The following is a 21,186-nucleotide window of genomic DNA, read 5'->3' on the forward strand; positions in this document are numbered from 1 at the left end:
CGAGGACGGAGCCTGAGTGCCGGATGGCATTTGGGCATGAAACATGCTCGCATGCGGGCACGGACGAACGAGGCTAAGGGGTTATGAACATGGCCGCATCTGAGGTTGCCGGGGTCGTCCAGAACCCGATCCCCGCCACGCGGGACGGCGTCGCGCCGCTCGTCGTCCGCGATCACGCTCTCCCGCCCAAGCAGGGCCTCTACGATCCCGCCCGCGAAGGCGATGCCTGCGGCGTCGGCTTCGTGGCGGACATGCATGACCGGCGCACCCACGCCATCGTGGCGCAGGGCCTGCTCATCCTCGAGAACATCGACCATCGCGGCGCCGTCGGCGCCGATCCGAAGATGGGCGACGGTTGCGGCATCCTCACCCACATCCCTCATTTCCTCCTGAAGGAGGAGTGCGAGGGCCTCGGCATCGCGTTGCCCGAGCCCGGCCATTACGGCGTCGGGCAGTTCTTCATGCCGAAGGACGAGGAAGGCCGCCGCATCGTCGAGGAGATCGTCGAGAAGGCCCTCCAGGACGAAGGGCTTCCCTTCCTCGGCTGGCGCGACGTGCCGGTGGATTCGAGCGACCTCGGCGTGCGCGTCAAGGAGACGGAGCCGCACCACAAGCAGGTCTTCATCGGCCGCCCGGCCGCGATCACGGACGAGGACGCCTTCGAGCGCCGTCTGTTCATCGCGCGCAAGGTCATCTCGAACAAGGTCTACGGCCTCAACGATCCGCGCGTGAAGGCCTATTACCCGGTCTCCGTCTCGACCCGTACCATCGTCTACAAGGGCATGGTTCTGGTCACGCAGCTCGGCCATTACTTCAAGGACCTGCAGGACGAGCGCTACGTCTCGGGCCTCGCCCTCGTGCACCAGCGTTTCGCCACCAACACCTTCCCGACCTGGCAGCTGTCGCATCCCTACCGGATGGTCGCCCATAACGGCGAGATCAACACGCTGCGCGGCAACGTGAACTGGATGGCGGCACGCCAGGCCAGTGTCGATTCGGATCTGTTCGGCAACGACATCTCGAAGCTCTGGCCGATCTCCTACGAGGGCCAGTCCGACACGGCCTGTTTCGACAACGCCCTCGAATTCCTCGTGCAGGGCGGCTACTCGCTCGCCCATGCCATGATGATGCTGATCCCGGAGGCCTGGGCCGGCAATCCGCTCATGAGCGAGGAGCGCAAGGCATTCTACGAATATCACGCCGCGCTGATGGAGCCGTGGGACGGCCCCGCCGCCGTGTGCTTCACCGATGGTCGCCAGATCGGCGCGACCCTCGACCGCAACGGCCTGCGCCCCGCCCGCTACATCGTCACGGAAGACGGCCTCGTCGTGCTGGCCTCCGAGATGGGCGTCCTGCCGATCCCGGACGAGAGCATCGTCGAATCCTGGCGCCTGCAGCCGGGCCGCATGCTGCTCATCGACCTTCGGAAGGGCCGCATCATCTCCGACGAGGAGATCAAGAGCGAGCTCGCGGCGGCCAATCCCTATGCGCAATGGGTGAAGAACACCCAGATCGTGCTGGAAGACCTGAAGCCCGTCATCCCGCGCGCCTCGCGCTCCGACGTGTCGCTGCTCGATCGCCAGCAGGCGTTCGGCTACAGCCAGGAAGACCTCAAGCTGCTGATGGCGCCCATGGCCGTCACCGGCCAGGAGGCGGTCGGCTCCATGGGAACCGACACGCCGCTCTCGGCTCTCTCCGACAAGCCCAAGCCCCTCTACACCTACTTCAAGCAGAACTTCGCGCAGGTCACCAATCCGGCGATCGACCCGATCCGCGAGGAGGCCGTGATGAGCCTCGTCTCGTTCATCGGGCCGCGCCCGAACCTGCTCGACATGGAGGGCGCCTCCCGCAAGAAGCGCCTCGAGGTCCGTCAGCCGATCCTGACCAACGGCGATCTGGAGAAGATCCGCTCGATCTCGCATTTCGAGGACCGTTTCGACACCAAGACCCTCGACATGACCTTCCCGGCCGAATCCGGCGCCGTCGCCATGGAAGGCGCGGTCGACCGGCTCTGCGACCGGGCCGAGGCGGCGGTGCGCGGCGGCTACAACATCATCATCCTGACCGACCGCGGCGTTGGCCCGGATCGCATCGCGATCCCGGCCCTGCTGGCCACGGCGGCGGTGCACAACTACCTGATCCGCAAGGGGCTTCGCACCTCGGTCGGTCTCGTGGTCGAATCCGGAGAGCCGCGCGAGGTGCATCACTTCGCCTGTCTCGCCGGCTACGGCGCGGAGGCCATCAACCCCTATCTCGCCTTCGAGACCGTGATCGCGATGAAGGCCGAGTTCCCGCCGGATCTCACCGACGACGAGATCGTCTACCGCTACATCAAGTCGATCGATAAGGGCCTGCTCAAGGTCATGTCCAAGATGGGCATCTCGACCTATCAATCCTATTGCGGCGCCCAGATCTTCGACGCGATCGGCCTGAACTCGTCCTTCGTGGCCCGCGACTTCTTCGGCACCAAGACCACCATCGAAGGCATCGGCATGGCCGAGGTCGCCGAGGAGACCGCCCGTCGCCATGCCGACGCGTTCGGCGATGCCCCGGTCTTCCGCCATGCCCTCGATGTCGGCGGCGAGTATGCCTACCGCCTGCGCGGCGAGAGCCATACCTGGACGCCGGATTCGGTGGCGACCCTGCAGCACGCGGTGCGTCTCGGCCTGCCCGAGCGCTACCGCGAGTTCGCCCGGCTGGTGAACGAGCAGGAGAACCACCTCAAGACCATCCGCGGCCTGTTCCGGATCAAGCAGGCGGCCGAGCTCGGCCGGGCGCCCGTCGACATCTCCGAGGTCGAGCCGGCGGTGGACATCGTCAAGCGGTTCGCCACGGGCGCGATGTCTTACGGCTCCATCTCGAAGGAAGCCCACGAGACCCTCGCCATCGCGGTGAACTCGTTCGGCGGTCGTTCGAATTCCGGTGAGGGCGGCGAGGAGGTCGAGCGGTTCAAGCCGATGGCCGACGGTCGTTCGCGCCGCTCGGCGATCAAGCAGGTGGCCTCCGGCCGCTTCGGCGTCACGACGGAATATCTCGTCAATGCCGACATGATGCAGATCAAGGTCTCGCAGGGCGCCAAGCCCGGCGAGGGCGGCCAGCTGCCCGGCCACAAGGTCGACGCCAAGATCGCCAAGGTCCGTTACGCCACCCCCGGCGTCGGCCTGATCTCGCCGCCGCCGCATCACGACATCTACTCCATCGAGGACCTGGCCCAGCTCATCTTCGACCTGAAGAACGTGAACCCAGCGGCCGACGTGTCGGTGAAGCTCGTGTCCGAGGTCGGTGTCGGCACGGTCGCCACCGGCGTCGCCAAGGCGCGCGCCGACCACATCACCATCTCGGGCTTCGACGGCGGCACCGGCGCCGCGCCGCTGACCTCGATCAAGCATGCGGGCGGCCCATGGGAGACGGGTCTCGCCGAGACCCAGCAGACCCTGGTGCTCAGCCACCTGCGCGGTCGTGTCGTGCTGCAGGCCGATGGCGGCATCCGCACCGGTCGCGACGTGCTCGTCGCGGCCCTGCTCGGCGCCGACCAGTTCGGCTTCTCCACCGCGCCGCTCATCGCGGCCGGCTGCATCATGATGCGCAAGTGCCACCTGAACACCTGCCCGGTGGGCGTGGCGACGCAGGACCCCGTCCTGCGCAAGCGCTTCAAGGGCACGCCCGAGCATGTGGTCAACTACTTCTTCTTCGTGGCGGAGGAGTTGCGCGAGCTGATGGCGGCGATGGGCTACACCAAGCTCGAAGACCTCATCGGCCGCTCCGACTTCCTCGACACGCTGGAGGTCATCAACCACTGGAAGGCGCGAGGCCTCGATTTCTCGAAGCTGTTCCATCGTCCCGATGTCGGCCCCGACGTGGCGATCCGCCATACGGAGAAGCAGAAGCATCCGATCGACACGGTGCTCGACCGTCGCTTGATCGAGGGCGCGAAGTCGGCCATCGAGACTGCCGAGCCGGTGGTGCTCAACGAGGTGATCCGGAACTCGGACCGCACGGCGGGCGCGATGCTCTCGGGCGTCGTCGCGAAGCGCTACGGCCACGAGGGCCTGCCCGACGACACCATCACGGTGAACCTCGCCGGCACCGCCGGCCAGAGCTTCGGGGCATGGCTCGCCGCCGGCATCACCGTGGTTCTCACGGGCCACGCCAACGATTACGTCGGCAAGGGGCTGTCCGGCGGCAAGCTGATCATCCGGCCGAGCGACGCGCTGCGGTCGCCCGCCGGGCGGACGATCATGGCCGGCAACACGGTGCTCTACGGGGCCATCGCGGGCGAATGCTACATCCGCGGTTCGGCCGGCGAGCGCTTCGCCGTCCGCAATTCAGGCGCCATCACCGTGGTCGAAGGCATGGGCGACCATGGCTGCGAGTACATGACCGGCGGCGTCGTGGTGTCCATCGGCGAGACCGGGCGCAACTTCGCGGCCGGCATGTCGGGCGGCATCGCCTACGTGCTCGATGCGGACGGTTCGTTTGCCGCCCGCTGCAACCTCTCCATGGTCGATCTCGAACCCGTCGAGGAGGAGGACGACGTCATGCGCCGCTTCCACCAGGACGGCGACCTCGAGACCAAGGGGCGCGTCGACATCCTCGCCGACATGTCCGGGCATGACGAGGAGCGCCTGAGCCAGCTCATCACCAATCACCTGAAGTACACGGGTTCCCCGCGTGCCAAGGCGATTCTGGAAGATTGGGCCGGCTACCGCACCAAGTTCGTGAAGGTGATGCCGGTGGAATACCGCCGGGCCCTGCGCGAAATGGAAATGGCGCGGATGCCGGTGGCGGCGGAATAGCAAGGAGACGTCGGATCGGTTCCGATCCGACGTCGTCGAGGGGATCGATGCGGGCGCTCGTTCCGCGTCGGACCGTGTCTGAGGAGAAGGGATACATGATCGAACGGAGGATCAAGCTTCATCGCGAGGGGCACGAGCAGACCATCCGGCTCCCGGATGAGTTCGCTCTGCCCGGCGACGAGGCGATCCTTCGCTTGGAGGCCGGCCGCCTGACGCTCGAAGCCGTCGGACAGCTTTCCCTCCTGTCGACCCTTTCGCGCCTCATGCCTCTGGACGACGCGTGGCCCGAGATCGAGGACCGACTTCCGGAGCCGGTTGATCTCTAGTGCGCTACCTGCTCGACACGAACATCCTGTCGGCCCTCGTTCGCGCTCCCAATGGGCTCCTGCGAGAGACGATTGCGCGGGTGGGGGAGTCGAACGTCTATACGAGTGTGGTGGTGGCCTCGGAACTGCGTTTCGGTGCCGCCAGGAAAGGATCCGAACGCCTGACCCGGCAGGTGGATGCGGTTTTGGGTGCGATCACCGTCGCATCCCTCTCCGTGCCCGTCGATCACACCTATGGCGAACTGCGCCGACTTCTCGAAGCGGCTGGAACACCGATCGGAGCGAACGACCTGCTGATCGCGTCGCACGCGATTTGCGATGGCAGTGTATTGGTGACGGACAATGTCGGTGAGTTCTCGCGGGTGCCGATGCTCGACGTCGAGAACTGGTTAAGACCGTAGCGAGCTCGCTCGCGAAAGAAGAATCGGTCTCCGCTTCGTGCGGAGCGCTTTGGGTGAGTGGGGCTTTAGGTCATGGGCAAGATCACGGGTTTCCTCGAGTTCGACCGGCAGGAGCAGAAGTATCAGCTCGCAGCCGACCGCGTGCGGCACTTCCGCGAGTTCACGCTGCCCCTCGACGAGCACGACCTGAAGAAGCAGGCGGCGCGCTGCATGGATTGCGGCATCCCGTTCTGCCATGGGCCGACCGGCTGCCCCGTGCACAACCAGATCCCGGACTGGAACGAGCTCGTCTTCCAGTCGGACTGGGAGGAGGCCGCGCGCAACCTCCACTCCACCAACAATTTCCCGGAATTCACCGGCCGCGTCTGCCCCGCGCCGTGTGAGGAGGCCTGCACCCTCAACCTCGAGAACCAGCCCGTCGCCATCAAGACGATCGAGCAGGCCATCGCCGACCGTGCCTGGAACAACGGCTGGGTGAAGCCGGAAATCCCCACCACCCGCACCGGCAAGAAGGTCGCTGTCATCGGCTCGGGGCCGGCGGGCATGGCCGCTGCGCAGCAGCTCGCCCGTGTCGGCCACGACGTCCATGTCTTCGAGCGTGAGCCGAAGGCCGGCGGTCTGCTGCGCTACGGCATCCCCGACTTCAAGATGGAGAAGCGCCATATCGACCGGCGCGTGAAGCAGATGGAAGCGGAGGGCGTGACCTTCCATTACGGCGTCAATGTCGGCGTGACGAAGCCGCTCGACGAACTCACCGCCGAGTTCGACGCCGTGCTCTTCGCCGGCGGCGCCGAAGACCCGCGCAACCCGCAGCTTCCCGGCCAGGAGCTCGCCGGCGTGCACTACGCGATGCCGTTCCTCGTCCAGTCGAACCGCCGGGTCGGCGCCGAGCCGATGCCGGGCAACGGCGAATTGCCGATCCTCGCCACCGCGAAGAACGTCGTCGTGATCGGCGGCGGCGATACGGCGTCGGATTGCGTCGGCACCTCCTTCCGCCAGGGCGCTCTCTCGGTGACGCAGCTCGACATCCGGCCGCGTCCGCCGGAGCGCGAGGACAAGCTCTCGGTCTGGCCCTATTGGCCGACCAAGATGCGGACCTCGTCGAGCCAGGCGGAGGGCGCCGAGCGCGAGTTCCAGGCCGCCACCCTGCGCCTGGAAGGCAACAAGAAGGGCAAGCTCACCGGCGTGGTCTGCACCCGTGTGGATGAGAAGCGCCAGCCCGTTCCCGGCGGTGAGTTCACCCTGCCGGCCGATCTGGTGTTCCTCGCCATCGGTTTCGCCGGTTCGGTCCGCAAGGGCCTGCTCGAGGAGTCCGGTGTCGTCATGGACAAGCGCGGCAACGTCACCGCCAACGAACTCGATTACCGGACGTCCAACGAGAAGATCTATGCCGCCGGCGACATGCGCCGTGGGCAGTCCCTCGTGGTCTGGGCGATCCGTGAAGGCCGCCAGGCGGCGCGCTCCATCGACGAGGCGCTGATGGGATCGAGCGTCCTGCCGCGCTGAAGTAGCAATCCGGGGCCAGCTTTATGTCAGGCCCCGGCGACTTGATCTCTTCTCGAACTCAGTGCCGCCACGCCGGGCTCAGCCCGGCGGCCATTTGAAATCGTCGGCCCGGCCCGGCTGGGGCATCGGCGCCGAGCCGCGCTGAAGCACCCGCTCGACGTTCCCCGATGCGTCGCCATCGCGCGGCCGTCCGCTGATGAGCGTGCCGCCGGGGGTCACTTCGGCGCGGCCGAGGGGAATGACCGGGCCGAACGCGGGCTTCACCGGCAAGGCGGGGATGCCCGGAGGCTCCGGCAGGCTCGGCAGCATCGCGGTGATCTGGCGATCGATCGCGGCGGTATCGTCGAGCTTCGGCGCCTCGCCATCGAGGAGGGGGCCGGGGACGGTCGCCACGGGCGCGACGGCTGGCGCTTCCGTGGGGTTCGTGCCCATGAGACGCTTGAGTTCCACGTCGGCGAAATGCGCGACCTTGCGGGCGCCCGCCTTGGTGAAATGCACGCCGTCCGACGTCCGCAGCTTGGCTTCCTGCCCTTCCAGGTCGGGGCCGGTCATGGTGAAGCGGTTGCGGTCGTCGACGAAGCCCGGCCAGATGTCGACATAAGTCCCGCCCGCCTTGGCGACCCGGTCACGGATCAGGTCGTTGATCGACGCGATGTCTTTCGTCAGTGGCTCGCTGCGCATGGGGGGCGCGCCTACCCAGATGAAGGGGATCTTCTGGCTGGCGAAGACCTTGGCCAGGGCGTCCACGCGGTCGCGGTAGATCTCGCGCCAGCGCTCCGTCCCCGGGTCGACATTCTCCGTCCCCTCGCGGATGGGCTGCCGGTCGTTCGCGCCCAGCATCACCACGGCGTAGGCGACCTTCGGGCTCGTCTTGAGGAAATCCTCCGCGGCCTTGGGCCAGTCGACCACGTCCTTCCGGACGAGGCCGCTATCGGCCTTCGAGCGGTCGAGGATCGCCACATCGGCATTGTCCTCGAACACGTCGTCGAGGCCGCGTCCGAGATAGCTCGCCAGCGAATCGCCGAACACCGCGATGCGGATCGACGGCTCCGCCTTGGGCTGGACCGGCTTCGGCTGGGCGATCACCGGAGCGGGACGCGGCCGCTTCGTGTAGGAGCGCTGGCTCTCCCCGATGGTCGGCGGCCGCGGCCGGGTGGGTCGGGCCGATGGCACGGGCGCGGGGGTCGGCTGAACCTGCTGAGGACGATCCTCCCAGGGCCAGTAGAACTGGCGCGGTGCCTCCTGAGGGGGAGGGGTGTAGCGCCGATTGGCCTGGCGTGCGCCGTAATCACCCTCCTCGCGGGGGCGGCGGCGCGGCGCGTAGTAGGAATCGCCGCGAGGGGTATCGTAGGAATCCCCCCATTGGGCCACGGCGGACGGGCTCGACGAGAACAGCGGGGGCGTCGCGAACAGAGCGAGGAGGCAGGCGCGACGAACGGCGTCCTTCACCCGTCCCGCGATGGTCGCCCCGTTCGGTACGGTCTTGACGGTCCTTGATGCCACGCTGCGACCTGCCTGCTGATCGTCGAAGGACGAGACAATGCCATCCTATCCGACGATCCGCCCCGCGTCTAAGCGGGCGTTCGATCGAACCTTTCAGCGGATGATCGGGATCGATCGGGTCTTCCGATCCGACCACCTCATCCTGAGGTGCCTTTCGCCTCGGCGAAGGGCCTCGAAGGAGGGTTCCAGAGACTGATGCGATCCCTGGAGGGCTCCTTCGAGGCCGCTTCGCGGCGCCTCAGGATGAGGTAAGGTCTTGGATCGTCGAGGCAAACTCAATTCGAGCCACCTCGTCAGGTCCCCCGTCGCCGGTATCCCCCTTGAGTAGCAAGACGCTTCGTATGACAGGAGTCACGGGCGCGCCGTGATATGTTCGAGGAGAGCGGGCGTGGCATAGCCGTCGGCCACGAGACCTTCCTTGATCTGATACTGGCGGACCGCTTCGCGCAGCTTCGGTCCGGCGCGGCCGTCGGCGTCGCCGGCATAGAGGTTTCGGGTAGCGAGGCCCTTCTGCAGTGCCTGCAGGCCCGGTTTGTCGAGGCGAGCCGCGCCTGTCGGCCAGGGCGCCGCCAAGGCCGGCCCGCCGGCGAGCCGGTCGGCGAGGTGCCCGACGGCGAGCGCGTAGGAATCCGAGGTATTGTAGCCCCGGATGACCTCGAAATTGTCGGTGATCAGGAAGACCGGGCCGCCCGAACCGCCGGGCAGGAACAGGCTCGCCGCTCCCGATGCCGGCAGGGCCTCGCCATCGATCCTGCGAACGCCGCGTCTGGTGAAGTCCGACAGGTCCGCGCGATACTTCGTCAGGTCGAAACCGCCGGGAAGCGTGACGGCGTAGCCCCAAGACAGGTCGCGGTTCCAGCCGAGCGTTTGAAGATAACCGGCGATGGAGGCGAGGGCATCGGCCTCGGAGCGCCAGATGTCGCGGTGGCCATCTCCGTCGAAATCCACCGCATGTTTGAGGAAGGTCGACGGAAGGAACTGGGTTTGGCCCATGGCGCCGGCCCAGGATCCCTTCATCGCCTCCGGCGCGATGTCGCCGCGCTGAAGGATGGTCAGGGCGTCGAGGAGTTCGTTGCGAAACAGCGCCCCGCGAAAGCGCGCCTGGGCCAGGGTCGCCAGGGCGCGGATGGTCGGGACGGTCCCGCCGCTCGCCCCGAAATCCGACTCGACCCCCCAGAAGGCGAGGATGATCCAGCGGGGCACGCCGGTGCGCGCTTCGATCGCCGACAGGGTGCCGGAGAGACGCGCCGCCTGGGATCGCCCCTTGGCGATCCGCCCGGTCGACACCGCACCGACGAGATAGTCCCAGACGGGGCGTCCGAACTCCCCTTGAGCGGTGGTTTTGGCGAGAATGCCGGGGTCGGGGGAGGAGACTCCGCGGAAGGCCGCATCGAAGGTCGCCGCGCTGACCCCACGTGCCTCCGCATCGGGCCGCAGGGCATCGATGAAGCTGCGGAACGATGCGTTGGCCGCCATGTCGGGTTTCGCGGTTGCGGGGACCCGGACAGCGTCCTGTGCCCTGCTCTCGGTCGCCAACAGGACGCAGAGGGCGAGGGCGGCGCGAAGGAGCGTTGTCATAGGCGGTTGCGCCGGGCCAGCGACTCTTCCCATGCGAGGGCCTGGGCCACGATCCCATCGAGGTCGTCATGGCGCGGGCGCCATCCCAATTCGTCGCGGATCCGGTCGGCCTTCGCCACGATCTGCGCCGGGTCGCCGGGCCTGCGCGGCGCCAGCCTCACCTCGAAGTCGCGGCCCGACATGCGCTTCACCACCTCGATCACCTGGAGGACCGAATAGCCGCGCCCGTAGCCGCAATTGAGCGTCTTGCTCTCGCCGCCCGAGCGCAGATGCGCGATCGCCACGCAATGGGCATCGGCGAGGTCGGACACCTGGATGTAGTCGCGCAGGCACGAGCCGTCGGGGGTGGGGTAGTCCGTGCCGAACACATTGAGATGGGTGCGCCGGCCGAGTGCCGCCTGAGTGGCCACCTTGATCAGGTGGGTGGCGTCGCTTGCGGATTGGCCGCTGCGCCCGCGCGGATCGGCCCCGGCGACGTTGAAATAGCGCAGGATGACGTAGCTGAAGCCGTGGGCCTTGGCCGCGTCGGCGATCATCCACTCGCTCATCAGTTTCGAGCGGCCGTAGGGGTTGATCGGCGCGGCCACGAGGTTCTCCGGTACCGGGACGATCTCGGGCTCGCCGTAGACGGCGGCTGTGGAGGAGAAGATGACGTGCTTCACCCCACCCGCGACGGCGGCCTCGATGAGCGCCCGGGTCTTGACCGTGTTCGCGAGATAGTAGCCGAGCGGGTCCGCCACCGATTCCGGCACCACGATCTTGGCGGCGAAATGCGCCAGCACGTCGATTCCGTGCTCGGCGATGACCCGCTTCACCAGGGCCTGATCCGCCACGTCGCCCACCACGAGGGTCACTTCGGGGGGGAGCACCCAGTCGAAACCGGTGGACAGATCATCGATGACGACGACGTCCTCATGGCCGGCATCCAGCAGCGCCAAAACCATGTGGCTGCCAATATATCCCGCGCCGCCCGTCACCAGAATCGCCATGGCCCCGCTTCCATTCCCGCCGACTTCGCGGAAGATATACCTCAAACCCCCCGTGTGATCATGCGGCGCGTTAGGCTGAGTCGGGGGTGGAAATGGTTTTGTTCTTGCTCGCGAGATCGCGACAACGTGCTATCGTCCTCCGCCTCCGGGTTGTTCCCACCGCATTTTAAGAGACCGGGTCCCGCTTGATGAAACCGATTCGTAAAGCCGTCCTGCCTGTCGCAGGGTTGGGTACCCGCTTCCTGCCCGCCACCAAGGCCGTCCCGAAGGAAATGCTCACCGTGGTCGACCGGCCGGTCGTCCAGCATGTGGTGGACGAGGCGCGCGAGGCCGGAATCGAGCATTTCATCTTCGTCACCGGCCGCGGCAAGGCCGTGATCGAGGACCATTTCGACATCGCCTTCGAACTCGACCGCATGCTGCAGGAGCGCGGCAAGGAAGCGATCTACGAGGAGTTGAAGCGTGATCTCCCGGCCGCCGGGCAGACGAGCTTCACCCGCCAGCAGGCCCCCCTCGGCCTCGGCCATGCGGTCTGGTGCGCCCGCGAGATCGTCGGCGACGAGCCCTTCGCGGTGCTGCTGCCCGACATGCTGAGCAAGGGCTGCATGCAGCAGATGCTCTCGGCCTACGAGCGCCATGGCGGCAACGTCATCGCCGTGGAAGAGGTGAAGCCCGAAGAGACGCACCAGTACGGCATCGTCGGCGTCGGCGAGACCTACGGGCAGACCTTCGAGATCAACGGCATGATCGAGAAGCCCAAACAGGGCACCGCCCCGTCGAACTTCATCATTTCCGGGCGTTACATCCTCCAGCCGGAGATCTTCTCGATCCTGGAGCATGGCGAGAAGGGTGCCGGCGGCGAGATCCAGCTCACCGACGCCATGATCAAACTCGCCGAGAAGCAATCCTTCTTCGGCATGCGCTACGAGGGCCGGACCTACGATACCGGCTCCAAGCTCGGCTTCCTCACCGCGAACATCGCCTACGCGCTCGAGCGCAAGGATCTGGCCGAGCCGCTGAAAGCCGAAATCGCCCGTCTGCTCAGCGAATCGTGAGGTAAAACGGAGGAGACCTGCAAGCTGCGCCGTATGGTGCAGCGGACGCGGGCGGGGCATGCGCGGTGTGCAGCCTTTCGACGGCGAAACACTCTTGCGTTTTGTGCGACGCACTTTACTTTGTGCATTGCGAGATCGCGATGGCGTCGCGGTCCCGCAGCCCTTCTTGGGCGTTTCCTCCCTAGACTTCGGGCCGCTCTTCGGAGCGGCCTTTTTTCTTGGGCGATCCATTCTTCGGTGGGGTTGGGCTTCGGTGGGGTCGGGCTCAGTGCAGCCGTTCAGGCGCGCTCGAACCCTGGATGGACGGGGGCAGAAAGCCGGGGCCTATTCGGCCGCCATTCTGCGCGGCGTGAGGCTGTCCATCTCCTCCGCGACCGCCTTCACCACCTCGCGCAGCATCCAGACCAGATCGGCGAAGCCCTGCGTGACCGCGAGGGTGGCCTCGTTCATGTAGAGACCGCGATTGATCTCGATCTGGAGCGCGTGACGGCCGATATTCGGCTCGCCGTAATGCTCGGTGATGAAGCCGCCCGCATAGGGCTTGTTACGCAGGGTGCGGAAGCCGCGCGCGTGCAAATGATATTCGAACGCCGCGATCAGGGCTGGGGTGCAGCTCGTTCCGAACCTGTCGCCCAGAACGAAATCGGCCTTCGAATCCTCCTCGCGCAGCAGGCTCGATGACGGCATCGAGTGGCAATCGATGAGGATGGCGTGGCCGAAGACGCGGGCCGTGCGCTGAACGAGACCGCGCAGGGTGCGGTGATACGGCTTGTAGAGTTCCTCGATCCGCGCGACCGCCTCCTCGACGGGAAACCGGCCGCGGTAGATTTCCTGGCCGTCGGCGACCACCCTCGGCACCGTGCCGAGGCCGCCGGCCACCCGCATGGACCGGGTGTTGGCGAAGGGCGGGAGGCGTCCGTCGAACATGCGTGGGTCGAGTTCGTAGGGCTCGCGATTCACGTCGAGATAGGCCCGCGGGAAGTTCGCGCGCATCAGCGGCGCACCGAGATCGACCACCGGCGCGAACAGCCTGTCGACATAGGCGTCCTCCGAGCGCCGGAGCGCCAACGGGTCGAGGCGCGACGCCGCCAGGAAGGCCTTCGGGTAGACCGCACCGGAATGAGGCGTGTTGAACACGAACGGAAGCGTGTGCTCCCTCGGTTCGTCGATGGCGAAGGGTGGCGCGAAATCTCCTGGATTCGCTGCATCCCGGCGGAGGCTCGGCTCGGTCATCGCGGCGTGGGCGCCCAGGGGCTGACGGGGAAACGCATGACCGCACTTTGCGGTGCGCGGAGGGTGGTGTCCACTGTGACACGACCTGAGGTGAAACGAACGGTGTGCCCCTGTGCACGTGGCCCGGCCACCAATCTCAACACCTTGTTTACCAAGTCTGCGCTTTATGAAATGAACTCAGCGACTCACGGGTGCGGGACACCGACAGATGAAGATCCTCCTGGCCGAAGACGATAACGACATGCGCCGGTTCCTGGCCAAGGCGTTGCAGAATGCCGGCTATGACGTGCTGTCGTTCGATAACGGCCTGTCGGCCTATAACCGCCTGCGGGAGGAGCCTTTCGAGCTGCTCCTCACCGATATCGTGATGCCGGAAATGGACGGGATCGAGCTCGCCCGCCGCGCCACCGAACTCGATCCGGACATCAAGGTGATGTTCATCACGGGTTTCGCGGCGGTGGCCCTCAACCCCGATTCGAAGGCTCCGAAGGACGCGAAGGTCCTGTCCAAGCCTTTCCACCTGCGCGATCTCGTCAATGAGGTCGAGAAGCTGCTGGCCGCCTGAGTCGGGACGTGATCCCCGGCCCGACGACGGCTTTGTAACAGGACGGTGTCTTGTCGGTAGGAAGGTGACCGCCGTTCCCCTATATGCTGAGGGGAGCGAAGCGGGACGTCAGCAAACCATGCCTCCGGTGACCATCTATACGACAGCCTGGTGCCCTTATTGCACCGCCGCCAAGACCTTGCTGCGGGAGAAGGGCGCTTCCTTCACCGAGATCGACGTCGAGAAGATCGCGGGCTCGCGCCTCGCCATGACCCAGCGTGCCGGCGGCCGGACCAGTGTGCCGCAGATCTTCATCGGCGAGACGCATGTGGGTGGTTGCGACGACCTCTATGCCCTCGACCGGTCGGGAAAGCTCGACCCGCTCCTGTCGGCGCCGGCAGTGCAATCATGAGCGACGCGTCATCGACGGAACAGAGCAAGACGGAGCCCCGCTTCGTCGCGGCCTGCGTCCAGATGCGGTCCGGGCGCGATCCCCTCGCCAACCGCGATGCCGCCGTCGCCCTGGTGCGAGAGGCGGCGTCCCAGGGGGCGGACTACGTCCAGACGCCGGAAATGACCTCCCTGGTGGAGCGGGACAAAGCCAGCCTGTTCGCCAACGTGCGCGAGCAGGACGAGGACGTGACCCTCGCCGCCCTGCGCGATGTGGCCCGCGAGCGCGGCATCGTCGTCCATATCGGCTCGCTGGCCGTGCGGAACGGCGACAAGATCGCGAACCGCGCCTTCCTCATCGATGCGGAAGGCGCGATCACCGCGTCCTACGACAAGCTCCACCTCTACGACGTGGACCTTCCCAACGGCGAGCGCTGGCGCGAATCCAACACCTATACCGGCGGCGCCTGCGCGGTCGTCGCCGAGACGCCGTGGGCGCCGCTCGGAATCGCGATCTGCTACGATCTGCGTTTCCCCGCCCTGTACCGGGCTCTGGCGGAAGCCGGGGCGACGATCCTCAGCGCGCCGGCCTGTTTCACCAAGCAGACGGGCGAGGCGCATTGGCATGTGCTCCACCGCGCCCGCGCCATCGAGACCGGATCGTTCATGATCTCGGCCGCCCAGGGCGGTCGCCACGAGGACGGCCGCGAGACCTACGGCCATTCGATTATCGTCGATCCCTGGGGCAAGGTGCTGGCGGATGCCGGCGGGGCGGAGCCCGGCGTGATCCTGGCCGAGATCGACCTCGCCCGCGTCACCGAGGCGAGGGGGCGGATCCCCGCCCTCAAACACGCGCGCCCCTTCACGGTCGAGCGCGTCGGGCGGGCCGGGTGAGCATGCGTCCGGTCCGATCCCGCCCATGATCCGCTACACGCTCGTCTGCGAGAACGGACACGATTTCGAGGGCTGGTTTCGCTCGAGCGATTCCTACGACGCTCAGGCGGCGGACGGTCTCGTGGCCTGTCTGGCCTGCGGCTCGACCAAGGTCGCGAAGGCCATGATGGCGCCAGCGCTGGCAAAGACCGTCGCATTGTCGCCTGACCGAAGCCGCTCGACTGTCGAACCTCCTGCGAGCGCGTCCGTTGCCGTGCCTTCGGCGGACGTGCCGGTGATGGCCGAGCCGGAGCGGCAGTTGCGCGCCCTGATGCGTGCCATGCGCGAGCATGTGACCCGGACGGCCGACAATGTCGGCCCCCGTTTCCCCGAGGAAGCCCGCCGCATGCATTACGGCGAGGCCGAGTCCCGGCCGATCTACGGTGAAGCGAGTCCCGCCGAGGCGCGCGCGCTGGTGGAGGAGGGAATCGACGTGGCGCCGCTCCCCGCACTGCCGGGCGACCTCAACTGAGAGGTCGGCCCCGTCTCGTCACCGCTTGAGGGCCGCCGTCCCGGCGATGGAGGCCAGGGCGAAGGCGATCGCCGCATTCCAGCCGGCCAGCGAGATGCCGAGGAAACGCCAGGCGGCGGTGGAGCAATCGGCGACCCGCGTCGCCTTCAGGGTATCGAGGAAGTCGCCCACATCGCTGGGATTGGCGCCGCTGCCGCCGCCGCAATCGGACGGGCCGGCCCAGAACGCCCATTCGGCGCCCGCGTGATAGACGCTGAGGCCGGCCCCGTAGAGCAGCCCGAGGGCGGCGATCCCGAGGATCAGCCGGGTCAGGCGCTCGGGCGTGAACAGGGCCAGGAGGGCCAGCGGGATCGCCGCGTAATAGGGTAGGCGCTCCGTCAGGCAGAGCTTGCACGGCACGTAGCCGAGGACCCACTGAAAATAGAAGGCGCCCGCGATCGCCAGTGCGGAGCCGATCAGGACCGCCAGCGCAGCCCGGCGAAGACGGAGAAGGGTGGAGTAATCGATCACAGCAGCACCTTGAACAGGACGAAGCCGAGGATGACGACGGCCACCGTGATGGCCGCGACGACATTCAGATGCCGGTCGAGGACGGCGCGAATGGATACGCCGTAGCGCTTCAGAAGCCCAGCGAGCAGGAAGAAGCGCGCCCCGCGGGTGATGAGCGAGAGCAGGACGAACCAGAACAGGTCGTAATGGGCGAAGCCCGAGGTGATCGTCACCAGCTTGAACGGGATCGGCGTGAGCCCCTTCAGCAGGATCACCCAATGCCCGTACTGGGCGTAGGAGGCTTGGAAGCTCGCCGCCTTCTCGTTCAGCCCATAGAGCGAGAACAGCCAGACCCCGATGGAATCGTAGAGCAGGGCGCCGATGGCGTAGCCGAGCAGCCCGCCGGCCACCGAGGACAGGGTGGTGATCGTCGCGTAGAACCAGACCTTGTCGGGCCGGCTCACCGCCATCGGCACCAGCATCACGTCGGGCGGGACCGGAAAGAACGAGCTCTCCGCGAACGCCACCGCACCGAGTGCGTAGGGGGCCGACGGCTTGCCCGCGAGCGCGAGTATCCACTCGTAGAGGCGGCGGATCATGAAGGGCTTCTATCCGAAAGGGGAGGGCGCGAGGCCCTTTGAGCACAACCTGGCCGGACTTGCGAGCCGGAACCGTAGCGGCGAGGTTTCCCCGCAAAACCCCTCTGGCCGTCCGGGCGAACCTGTGCCATGAGGCGGATGTTGCGGGCGTGGTGGAACTGGTAGACGCGCCGGACTCAAAATCCGGTTCTGGTGACAGAGTGTCGGTTCGATTCCGACCGCCCGCACCAATCGCCCCTGCGACGCGGCCCGTGAGCCAGAGGCGGGCAAACCCTATCTCGATTGCAGGAAACGGCGGATCCAGCCGCCGACGCGAGCAGCATCGCTCTCGCCGCGCAGCGAGGCGACGGCGGCTGCCTGAAACGCCTCGTCGTGGGGCAGAGCGGGCCGGTGCCCGGCAATCAGATCCGTGGCGTAATCGGTCTCGAATTCCGGATGGACCTGGAACGAGATCGCCCGGCGTTGCGGGTAGGACAGGATGCCGTAGGGCGTGAAGGCGTTGCCGCCGAGGATGCGGGCATCCGCCGGAGGAACGACGACCTGATCCTGATGGATCGCCGGGACCGAGACGCGGGTCGCCTCGTCCATCCAGTCCGCGCGTTCGAACAGGTCATAGGTGTGGAGGCCGATGCCCCAGCCCTTGGCCGATTTCTCCACCGTGCCGCCGAAGGCCGCCGCCAGGATCTGGTGTCCGAAGCAGAGCCCGACTAGCTTGGCGCGCCCGTCGAGGTCGCGCAGGAAGCTCTTGAGCGGCGCGATCCACGGCAGGTCGTCATAGACGCCCGCCGCCGATCCCGTCACGACGAACGCATCGAACGCCTCGGGAGAGGTGGGAAACCGCCCCTCCGCCACCGGGAAGGTGGTCACCTCGGCAGGGTCGCCGAGGAGCCTCTCCACCATGCGGCCGTAGGACGGGTAGGTCTCGGCCAGGCGGGCGGGCGGTGCGCCCGCCTCGATGATTCCAATCTTCATCGCCGCCTTATGGCCAAGAGAGGGGATCGATGCGAGCCCTATGCCCTCAGATCCTGCTTGATTGGATTTCTCAGCGAATACTCATGTCGACGTCGATCATCCGCCAAAGGCGATCGTCCAAGCAGACCGCCTCATCCTGAGGTGCCCTTTGCTGGAGCAAAGGGCCTCGAAGGAGCCCTCCAGAAACCAAAGCGATCCCTGGAAGGCTCCTTCGAGGCCGCTGCGCGGCACCTCAGGATGAGGTAAAGCATTGGAGAAACGTCTCAATTAGCTCCTCAGATGACCGGATCGAGCGTCGCGGCGGGAGCGGTCTCCACCGGCTTTGCCAGGAAGTGCGAGGCGGCGACCGCGACCACCATCACGGCCAGGAAGATCGCGAAGATCATCGGGTTGAAGACGACCAGGGCGATGAAGCAGATGCCGGCCATGGCCAGGGCGAAGGCGGGGGCGACGGGGAAGAACGGCGCTCGGTAGGGACGGGCGAGGTCGGGCTCGCTGCGGCGCAGCTTGAACAGGGCCGCCATGCTCATCCCGTACATCACCAGCGCGCCGAACACCGCCATGGTGACGATGCTCGCGGTGAGGGACTGGCCCGCGATCTCGATGAGGTTGTCGCTGTAGATGGCGGCGATGCCGACGAGGCCGCCGGCCACGGTCGCCACGTGGGGGGTCTGGAAGCGGGGGTGCACCTTGGCCAGGAACCCGGGGAGGTAGCCGGCGCGACCGAGGGCGAAGATCTGGCGCGAATAGCCCATGATGATGCCGTGGAACGACGCCACGAGGCCGAACAGGCCGAGCCAGACCAGCATGTGCAGCCAGCCGCTCGACTCGCCCACCACCGTCTTCATGGCCTGGGGCAGCGGGTCGTTGAGGTTGCTCAGGGTGCGCCAGTCACCCGAGCCGCCGGCGAAGATCATCACGCCGAAGGCGAGGACGGTGAGTGTCAGGACGCCGGTGATATAGGCGATGGGGATCGTGCGCTTGGGGTCCTTGGCCTCTTCCGCCGCCATGGCGACGCCCTCGATGGCGAGGAAGAACCAGATGGCGAAGGGAATGGCCGCGAACATGCCGCCGATTGCGGCGAGGCTGAATGTGGATTCACCGGCCCAGCCATGGGCGGCGAAATTGGAGAAGCTGAAGGCCGGGGCGACGACGCCCATGAAGACCAGCAATTCGGCCACCGCCAGGATGGTCACGAACAGCTCGAACGTGGCGGCGATCTGCACGCCGACGATGTTGAGGGTCATGAAGATCAGGTAGGCGCCGAGCGCCGCATGTTTCGGGTCGAGGCCCGGAAACTGGACGTTGAGATAGGCCCCGATGGCGAGCGCGATGGCGGGGGGCGCGAAGACGAACTCGATCAACGTCGCGTAGCCCGCGATGCAGCCGCCGATGGGCCCGAAGGCGCGCCGGCTATAGGCGAAGGGGCCGCCGGCCTGCGGAATGGCCGTGGTGAGCTCGGTGAAGCTGAAGATGAAGGCGACGTACATTGCCGCGATGAAGGTCGTGGTCACCAGGAAGCCGAGCGTTCCGGCGCTGGCCCAGCCATAGCTCCAGCCGAAATACTCGCCCGAGATCACGAGGCCGACGGCGATGCCCCAGAGATGGAAGGCGTTCAGGCCCTTATGCAGGCCGGTGGATTCGCTTTGCATGGTGGGTTCCCGTCATCGGCGAAGGCTGCCGTCGGGAATGGCCAAGCAAGAGTTTTGCCGCAAGAGAAATAGGGCGTGCGAAGCCCGTATCCGGCCTCACGCCGCCGTGGCGCGGGTGCGCAGGCGGGGCGTCTCCTTGGGGCGGATGTCCATGGCGTTACCGCGCCAGACGATGGCGCTCTGCATCCAGGCGCTCGCCCACATGACGGGGAGGATCGCGTCGCGCAGGAGGAAGGCGAGGAGGAGCCGGGGAGAGCGGTGCCACCCGGCGCGGGCGGCGAGCGTATACTCGGCCCCGTACCAGAGCATGGCCATGGCGACGACGCCGATCATGACCGGAGCGTCCGGGACCGCGAGAGCCGCGATGGCGAAGGGAAGCACCGCGCCCGAGCCGATCTCGGGCGCGAAGAAATGCGGGAAGGTGACCCGGCGCAGGCGCGCCCAGCGCACCTGCCGCGACCAGACCTCACGAAACGTCCGGAATCCGAGGGGCTGGTCGAAGGGCGCGGCCACGAGATGCACTTGCTTGCCCGCCGCGCGCACGAGCTTGGTCGCCGCCGCATCCTCGGCGATCTCGGCGGCGAGCGCCCGGATGCCGCCCCGCCCGTCGAGGAACGGCTTGTGCCAGAGCATGCTCTTGCCCTGCGCGAAGCCGAGGCCGAGACTCTCGCCGGTATATTGCCAACGCGCCTGGAGCGTATTGAGGAAGGCGCATTCCAGTTCGGCGAAGAAACCATGCGGCCGTGCGCCGATGGGCGTCGAGCAGACGAGGCCCGTATCCGGCCGCCACGAGGCCTGCAGCCGCTGCAGGTAGTCCGGCGGCATCAGGACGTTGGAATCGGCGAGCACCACCCAGTCGTGGCGGGCCGCCTCCCAGCCGCGCACGCAATTGTTGAGTTTGGGATTGTCGCTGATCCGCTCGTCGCCGACGATGAGCCGAGCCGGCACCGCCGGATGGGCCGCCATCAGGCGATGCAGCAGAGGGACGATGGGATCGCGCCCGTCGGCGACGCAGAAGATCAGCTCGTAATCCGGATGGGCGAGATGGAAGCCGCGCTCGAGCATCTCCTCACTGAACGCTTCGAGGCCGCAGACCGGGCGTACGAGGGAGATCGGCGCGGCGCTGGGAAAGCTCGGCGTGCCGCGGTTGCGGCCGATGCGCCATGCGGCGATGGCGATGCTGAGACAATTGACCAGGGTCAGCGCGGCACAGAGCGAGAGCGCGACGATCGCGCCGGTCTCGATGCTGCCGATCATGCCGTGCTCCCTCCGGGCATCCGCCGCCTGACGGAACCAGCCCCTGCCCGAGGCCGTAACAGGCAGGCTGTTTCAGTCGTATGACAGCAATGCGGAGTCGATCGGCTCCTCGTCGAAGGGAAGGGGCCGGTGTGACCGAGACGTGGCAGATCGCCGACGCGACATGATTCCACCCATCGTCGTCCACCCCGCCTATCAGGCCGTCCTGCCGGACGGGCACCGGTTCCCGATGCGGAAATACGGTCGCCTCGCCGAAACGCTGGCGGCGCTCGGCCTCGCCCCTTCCGGTTTCGTCAGGCCGGAGCCCGCCGATGCGGCCCTGCTGAACCGCGCGCACCGCTCGAATTACGTCGATGCGGTCCTCTCCTGTTTGGTCTCGCGGGAGATCGAGCGCGAGATCGGCCTTCCGGTGGACGAGAGCGTCGTCGCCCGCTCCTGTGCCTCCGCGGGCGGCACCCTCGCGGCAGCGCGGCTCGCGCTGGTCCATGGCC

At 66.9% G+C, this 21,186-nt stretch carries 18 protein-coding genes, 1 tRNA gene and 1 pseudogene; 11 read left to right on the top strand and 9 right to left on the bottom strand.

Going from position 1 to position 21,186, the window contains the following annotated elements:
- Window positions 1-83: 83 nt before the first annotated feature.
- The 4 genes from gltB to FV220_RS01300 all read left to right on the top strand — a co-directional run bounded on the left by gltB (window position 84) and on the right by FV220_RS01300 (window position 7,029).
- Entirely contained in the window at window positions 84-4,796 is a 4,713-nt protein-coding gene (gene gltB / locus FV220_RS01285; protein WP_147829143.1) for a glutamate synthase large subunit, read from the top strand.
- Between the two features lie 95 nt (window positions 4,797-4,891).
- Complete coding sequence (locus FV220_RS01290) at window positions 4,892-5,122, top strand: hypothetical protein (protein WP_056140600.1); 231 nt, start codon at window positions 4,892-4,894, stop codon at window positions 5,120-5,122.
- The gene (locus FV220_RS01295; protein ID WP_147829145.1) at window positions 5,122-5,523 is read left to right on the top strand and encodes a type II toxin-antitoxin system VapC family toxin; all 402 of its coding nucleotides are present in this window, start codon (window positions 5,122-5,124) and stop codon (window positions 5,521-5,523) included. The genes FV220_RS01290 and FV220_RS01295 overlap by 1 nt, the downstream gene beginning before the upstream one ends.
- 72 nt (window positions 5,524-5,595) lie before the next feature.
- Window positions 5,596-7,029, top strand: coding sequence for a glutamate synthase subunit beta (locus tag FV220_RS01300; protein WP_147829147.1), 1,434 nt, complete (start codon window positions 5,596-5,598; stop codon window positions 7,027-7,029).
- Between the two features lie 78 nt (window positions 7,030-7,107).
- Here FV220_RS01300 and FV220_RS01305 read toward each other — a convergent pair whose 3' ends face one another.
- From FV220_RS01305 to galE, 3 genes are all read right to left on the bottom strand, one after another.
- A complete protein-coding gene (locus tag FV220_RS01305) occupies window positions 7,108-8,424 on the bottom strand; it encodes an SGNH family hydrolase (protein WP_238253769.1) in 1,317 nt (438 codons plus the stop codon).
- Between the two features lie 459 nt (window positions 8,425-8,883).
- Window positions 8,884-10,110 carry a lytic murein transglycosylase gene (locus FV220_RS01310; RefSeq protein WP_147829149.1) on the bottom strand — a complete coding sequence of 409 codons (1,227 nt, stop codon included), beginning with the start codon at window positions 10,108-10,110 and terminating at the stop codon, window positions 8,884-8,886.
- Window positions 10,107-11,099 carry a UDP-glucose 4-epimerase GalE gene (gene galE / locus FV220_RS01315; RefSeq protein WP_056140613.1) on the bottom strand — a complete coding sequence of 331 codons (993 nt, stop codon included), beginning with the start codon at window positions 11,097-11,099 and terminating at the stop codon, window positions 10,107-10,109. Before galE ends, FV220_RS01310 begins: the two co-directional genes overlap by 4 nt.
- Window positions 11,100-11,287: 188 nt before the next feature.
- Between galE and galU the strand changes: the two genes are divergently transcribed.
- The gene (gene galU / locus FV220_RS01320; protein WP_026176136.1) at window positions 11,288-12,154 is read left to right on the top strand and encodes a UTP--glucose-1-phosphate uridylyltransferase GalU; all 867 of its coding nucleotides are present in this window, start codon (window positions 11,288-11,290) and stop codon (window positions 12,152-12,154) included.
- A gap of 324 nt (window positions 12,155-12,478) precedes the next feature.
- Here galU and FV220_RS01325 read toward each other — a convergent pair whose 3' ends face one another.
- The gene (locus FV220_RS01325) at window positions 12,479-13,387 is read right to left on the bottom strand and encodes an N-formylglutamate amidohydrolase (protein WP_147829151.1); all 909 of its coding nucleotides are present in this window, start codon (window positions 13,385-13,387) and stop codon (window positions 12,479-12,481) included.
- A 208-nt stretch (window positions 13,388-13,595) separates the two neighbouring features.
- Between FV220_RS01325 and FV220_RS01330 the strand changes: the two genes are divergently transcribed.
- The 4 genes from FV220_RS01330 (at window position 13,596) to FV220_RS01345 (ending at window position 15,726) form a co-directional block, all read left to right on the top strand.
- The gene (locus FV220_RS01330) at window positions 13,596-13,952 is read left to right on the top strand and encodes a response regulator (RefSeq protein ID WP_003603128.1); all 357 of its coding nucleotides are present in this window, start codon (window positions 13,596-13,598) and stop codon (window positions 13,950-13,952) included.
- 118 nt (window positions 13,953-14,070) lie between these two features.
- The gene (grxC, locus tag FV220_RS01335; RefSeq protein WP_056140619.1) at window positions 14,071-14,343 is read left to right on the top strand and encodes a glutaredoxin 3; all 273 of its coding nucleotides are present in this window, start codon (window positions 14,071-14,073) and stop codon (window positions 14,341-14,343) included.
- Complete coding sequence (locus FV220_RS01340) at window positions 14,340-15,215, top strand: carbon-nitrogen hydrolase family protein (RefSeq protein ID WP_056140622.1); 876 nt, start codon at window positions 14,340-14,342, stop codon at window positions 15,213-15,215. The genes grxC and FV220_RS01340 overlap by 4 nt, the downstream gene beginning before the upstream one ends.
- Window positions 15,216-15,240: 25 nt before the next feature.
- Window positions 15,241-15,726, top strand: coding sequence for a DUF1178 family protein (locus FV220_RS01345; protein ID WP_056140625.1), 486 nt, complete (start codon window positions 15,241-15,243; stop codon window positions 15,724-15,726).
- 18 nt (window positions 15,727-15,744) lie between these two features.
- Here FV220_RS01345 and FV220_RS01350 read toward each other — a convergent pair whose 3' ends face one another.
- Both FV220_RS01350 and FV220_RS01355 read right to left on the bottom strand, forming a co-directional pair.
- Complete coding sequence (locus FV220_RS01350; RefSeq protein WP_147829153.1) at window positions 15,745-16,236, bottom strand: disulfide bond formation protein B; 492 nt, start codon at window positions 16,234-16,236, stop codon at window positions 15,745-15,747.
- On the bottom strand, window positions 16,233-16,814 hold the full coding sequence (locus tag FV220_RS01355; protein WP_018044975.1) for a YqaA family protein: 582 nt from the start codon (window positions 16,812-16,814) through the stop codon (window positions 16,233-16,235). The genes FV220_RS01350 and FV220_RS01355 overlap by 4 nt, the downstream gene beginning before the upstream one ends.
- A gap of 143 nt (window positions 16,815-16,957) precedes the next feature.
- Between FV220_RS01355 and FV220_RS01360 the strand changes: the two genes are divergently transcribed.
- Window positions 16,958-17,044, top strand: a tRNA-Leu gene (locus FV220_RS01360).
- Window positions 17,045-17,087: 43 nt separating this feature from the next.
- Here the strand turns inward: FV220_RS01360 and FV220_RS01365 are convergent.
- From FV220_RS01365 to FV220_RS01375, 3 genes are all read right to left on the bottom strand, one after another.
- A complete protein-coding gene (locus FV220_RS01365) occupies window positions 17,088-17,786 on the bottom strand; it encodes a type 1 glutamine amidotransferase (RefSeq protein ID WP_147829155.1) in 699 nt (232 codons plus the stop codon).
- Window positions 17,787-18,061: 275 nt separating this feature from the next.
- Window positions 18,062-19,438, bottom strand: coding sequence for an ethanolamine permease (gene eat, locus FV220_RS01370; protein WP_147829157.1), 1,377 nt, complete (start codon window positions 19,436-19,438; stop codon window positions 18,062-18,064).
- Window positions 19,439-19,534: 96 nt separating this feature from the next.
- Window positions 19,535-20,695, bottom strand: coding sequence for a ceramide glucosyltransferase (locus tag FV220_RS01375; RefSeq protein ID WP_147829159.1), 1,161 nt, complete (start codon window positions 20,693-20,695; stop codon window positions 19,535-19,537).
- Between the two features lie 163 nt (window positions 20,696-20,858).
- Between FV220_RS01375 and FV220_RS01380 the strand changes: the two are divergent.
- A pseudogene (locus FV220_RS01380) lies at window positions 20,859-21,186 on the top strand (histone deacetylase); the annotation flags it as partial.

Source organism: Methylobacterium sp. WL19, assembly GCF_008040005.1.
GTDB lineage: Bacteria > Pseudomonadota > Alphaproteobacteria > Rhizobiales > Beijerinckiaceae > Methylobacterium > Methylobacterium bullatum.

Excerpts from the sequence above, each read along its gene's own strand:
- gltB (WP_147829143.1), top strand. The coding sequence starts at position 84 with ATGAACATGGCCGCATCTGAGGTTGCCGGGGTCGTCCAGAACCCGATC.
- FV220_RS01290 (WP_056140600.1), top strand. The coding sequence starts at position 4,892 with ATGATCGAACGGAGGATCAAGCTTCATCGCGAGGGGCACGAGCAGACC.
- FV220_RS01300 (WP_147829147.1), top strand. The coding sequence starts at position 5,596 with ATGGGCAAGATCACGGGTTTCCTCGAGTTCGACCGGCAGGAGCAGAAG.
- FV220_RS01310 (WP_147829149.1), bottom strand. The coding sequence starts at position 10,110 with ATGACAACGCTCCTTCGCGCCGCCCTCGCCCTCTGCGTCCTGTTGGCG.
- galE (WP_056140613.1), bottom strand. The coding sequence starts at position 11,099 with ATGGCGATTCTGGTGACGGGCGGCGCGGGATATATTGGCAGCCACATG.
- galU (WP_026176136.1), top strand. The coding sequence starts at position 11,288 with ATGAAACCGATTCGTAAAGCCGTCCTGCCTGTCGCAGGGTTGGGTACC.
- FV220_RS01325 (WP_147829151.1), bottom strand. The coding sequence starts at position 13,387 with ATGACCGAGCCGAGCCTCCGCCGGGATGCAGCGAATCCAGGAGATTTC.
- FV220_RS01330 (WP_003603128.1), top strand. The coding sequence starts at position 13,596 with ATGAAGATCCTCCTGGCCGAAGACGATAACGACATGCGCCGGTTCCTG.
- grxC (WP_056140619.1), top strand. The coding sequence starts at position 14,071 with ATGCCTCCGGTGACCATCTATACGACAGCCTGGTGCCCTTATTGCACC.
- FV220_RS01340 (WP_056140622.1), top strand. The coding sequence starts at position 14,340 with ATGAGCGACGCGTCATCGACGGAACAGAGCAAGACGGAGCCCCGCTTC.
- FV220_RS01345 (WP_056140625.1), top strand. The coding sequence starts at position 15,241 with ATGATCCGCTACACGCTCGTCTGCGAGAACGGACACGATTTCGAGGGC.
- FV220_RS01355 (WP_018044975.1), bottom strand. The coding sequence starts at position 16,814 with ATGATCCGCCGCCTCTACGAGTGGATACTCGCGCTCGCGGGCAAGCCG.
- FV220_RS01365 (WP_147829155.1), bottom strand. The coding sequence starts at position 17,786 with ATGAAGATTGGAATCATCGAGGCGGGCGCACCGCCCGCCCGCCTGGCC.
- eat (WP_147829157.1), bottom strand. The coding sequence starts at position 19,438 with ATGCAAAGCGAATCCACCGGCCTGCATAAGGGCCTGAACGCCTTCCAT.
- FV220_RS01375 (WP_147829159.1), bottom strand. The coding sequence starts at position 20,695 with ATGATCGGCAGCATCGAGACCGGCGCGATCGTCGCGCTCTCGCTCTGT.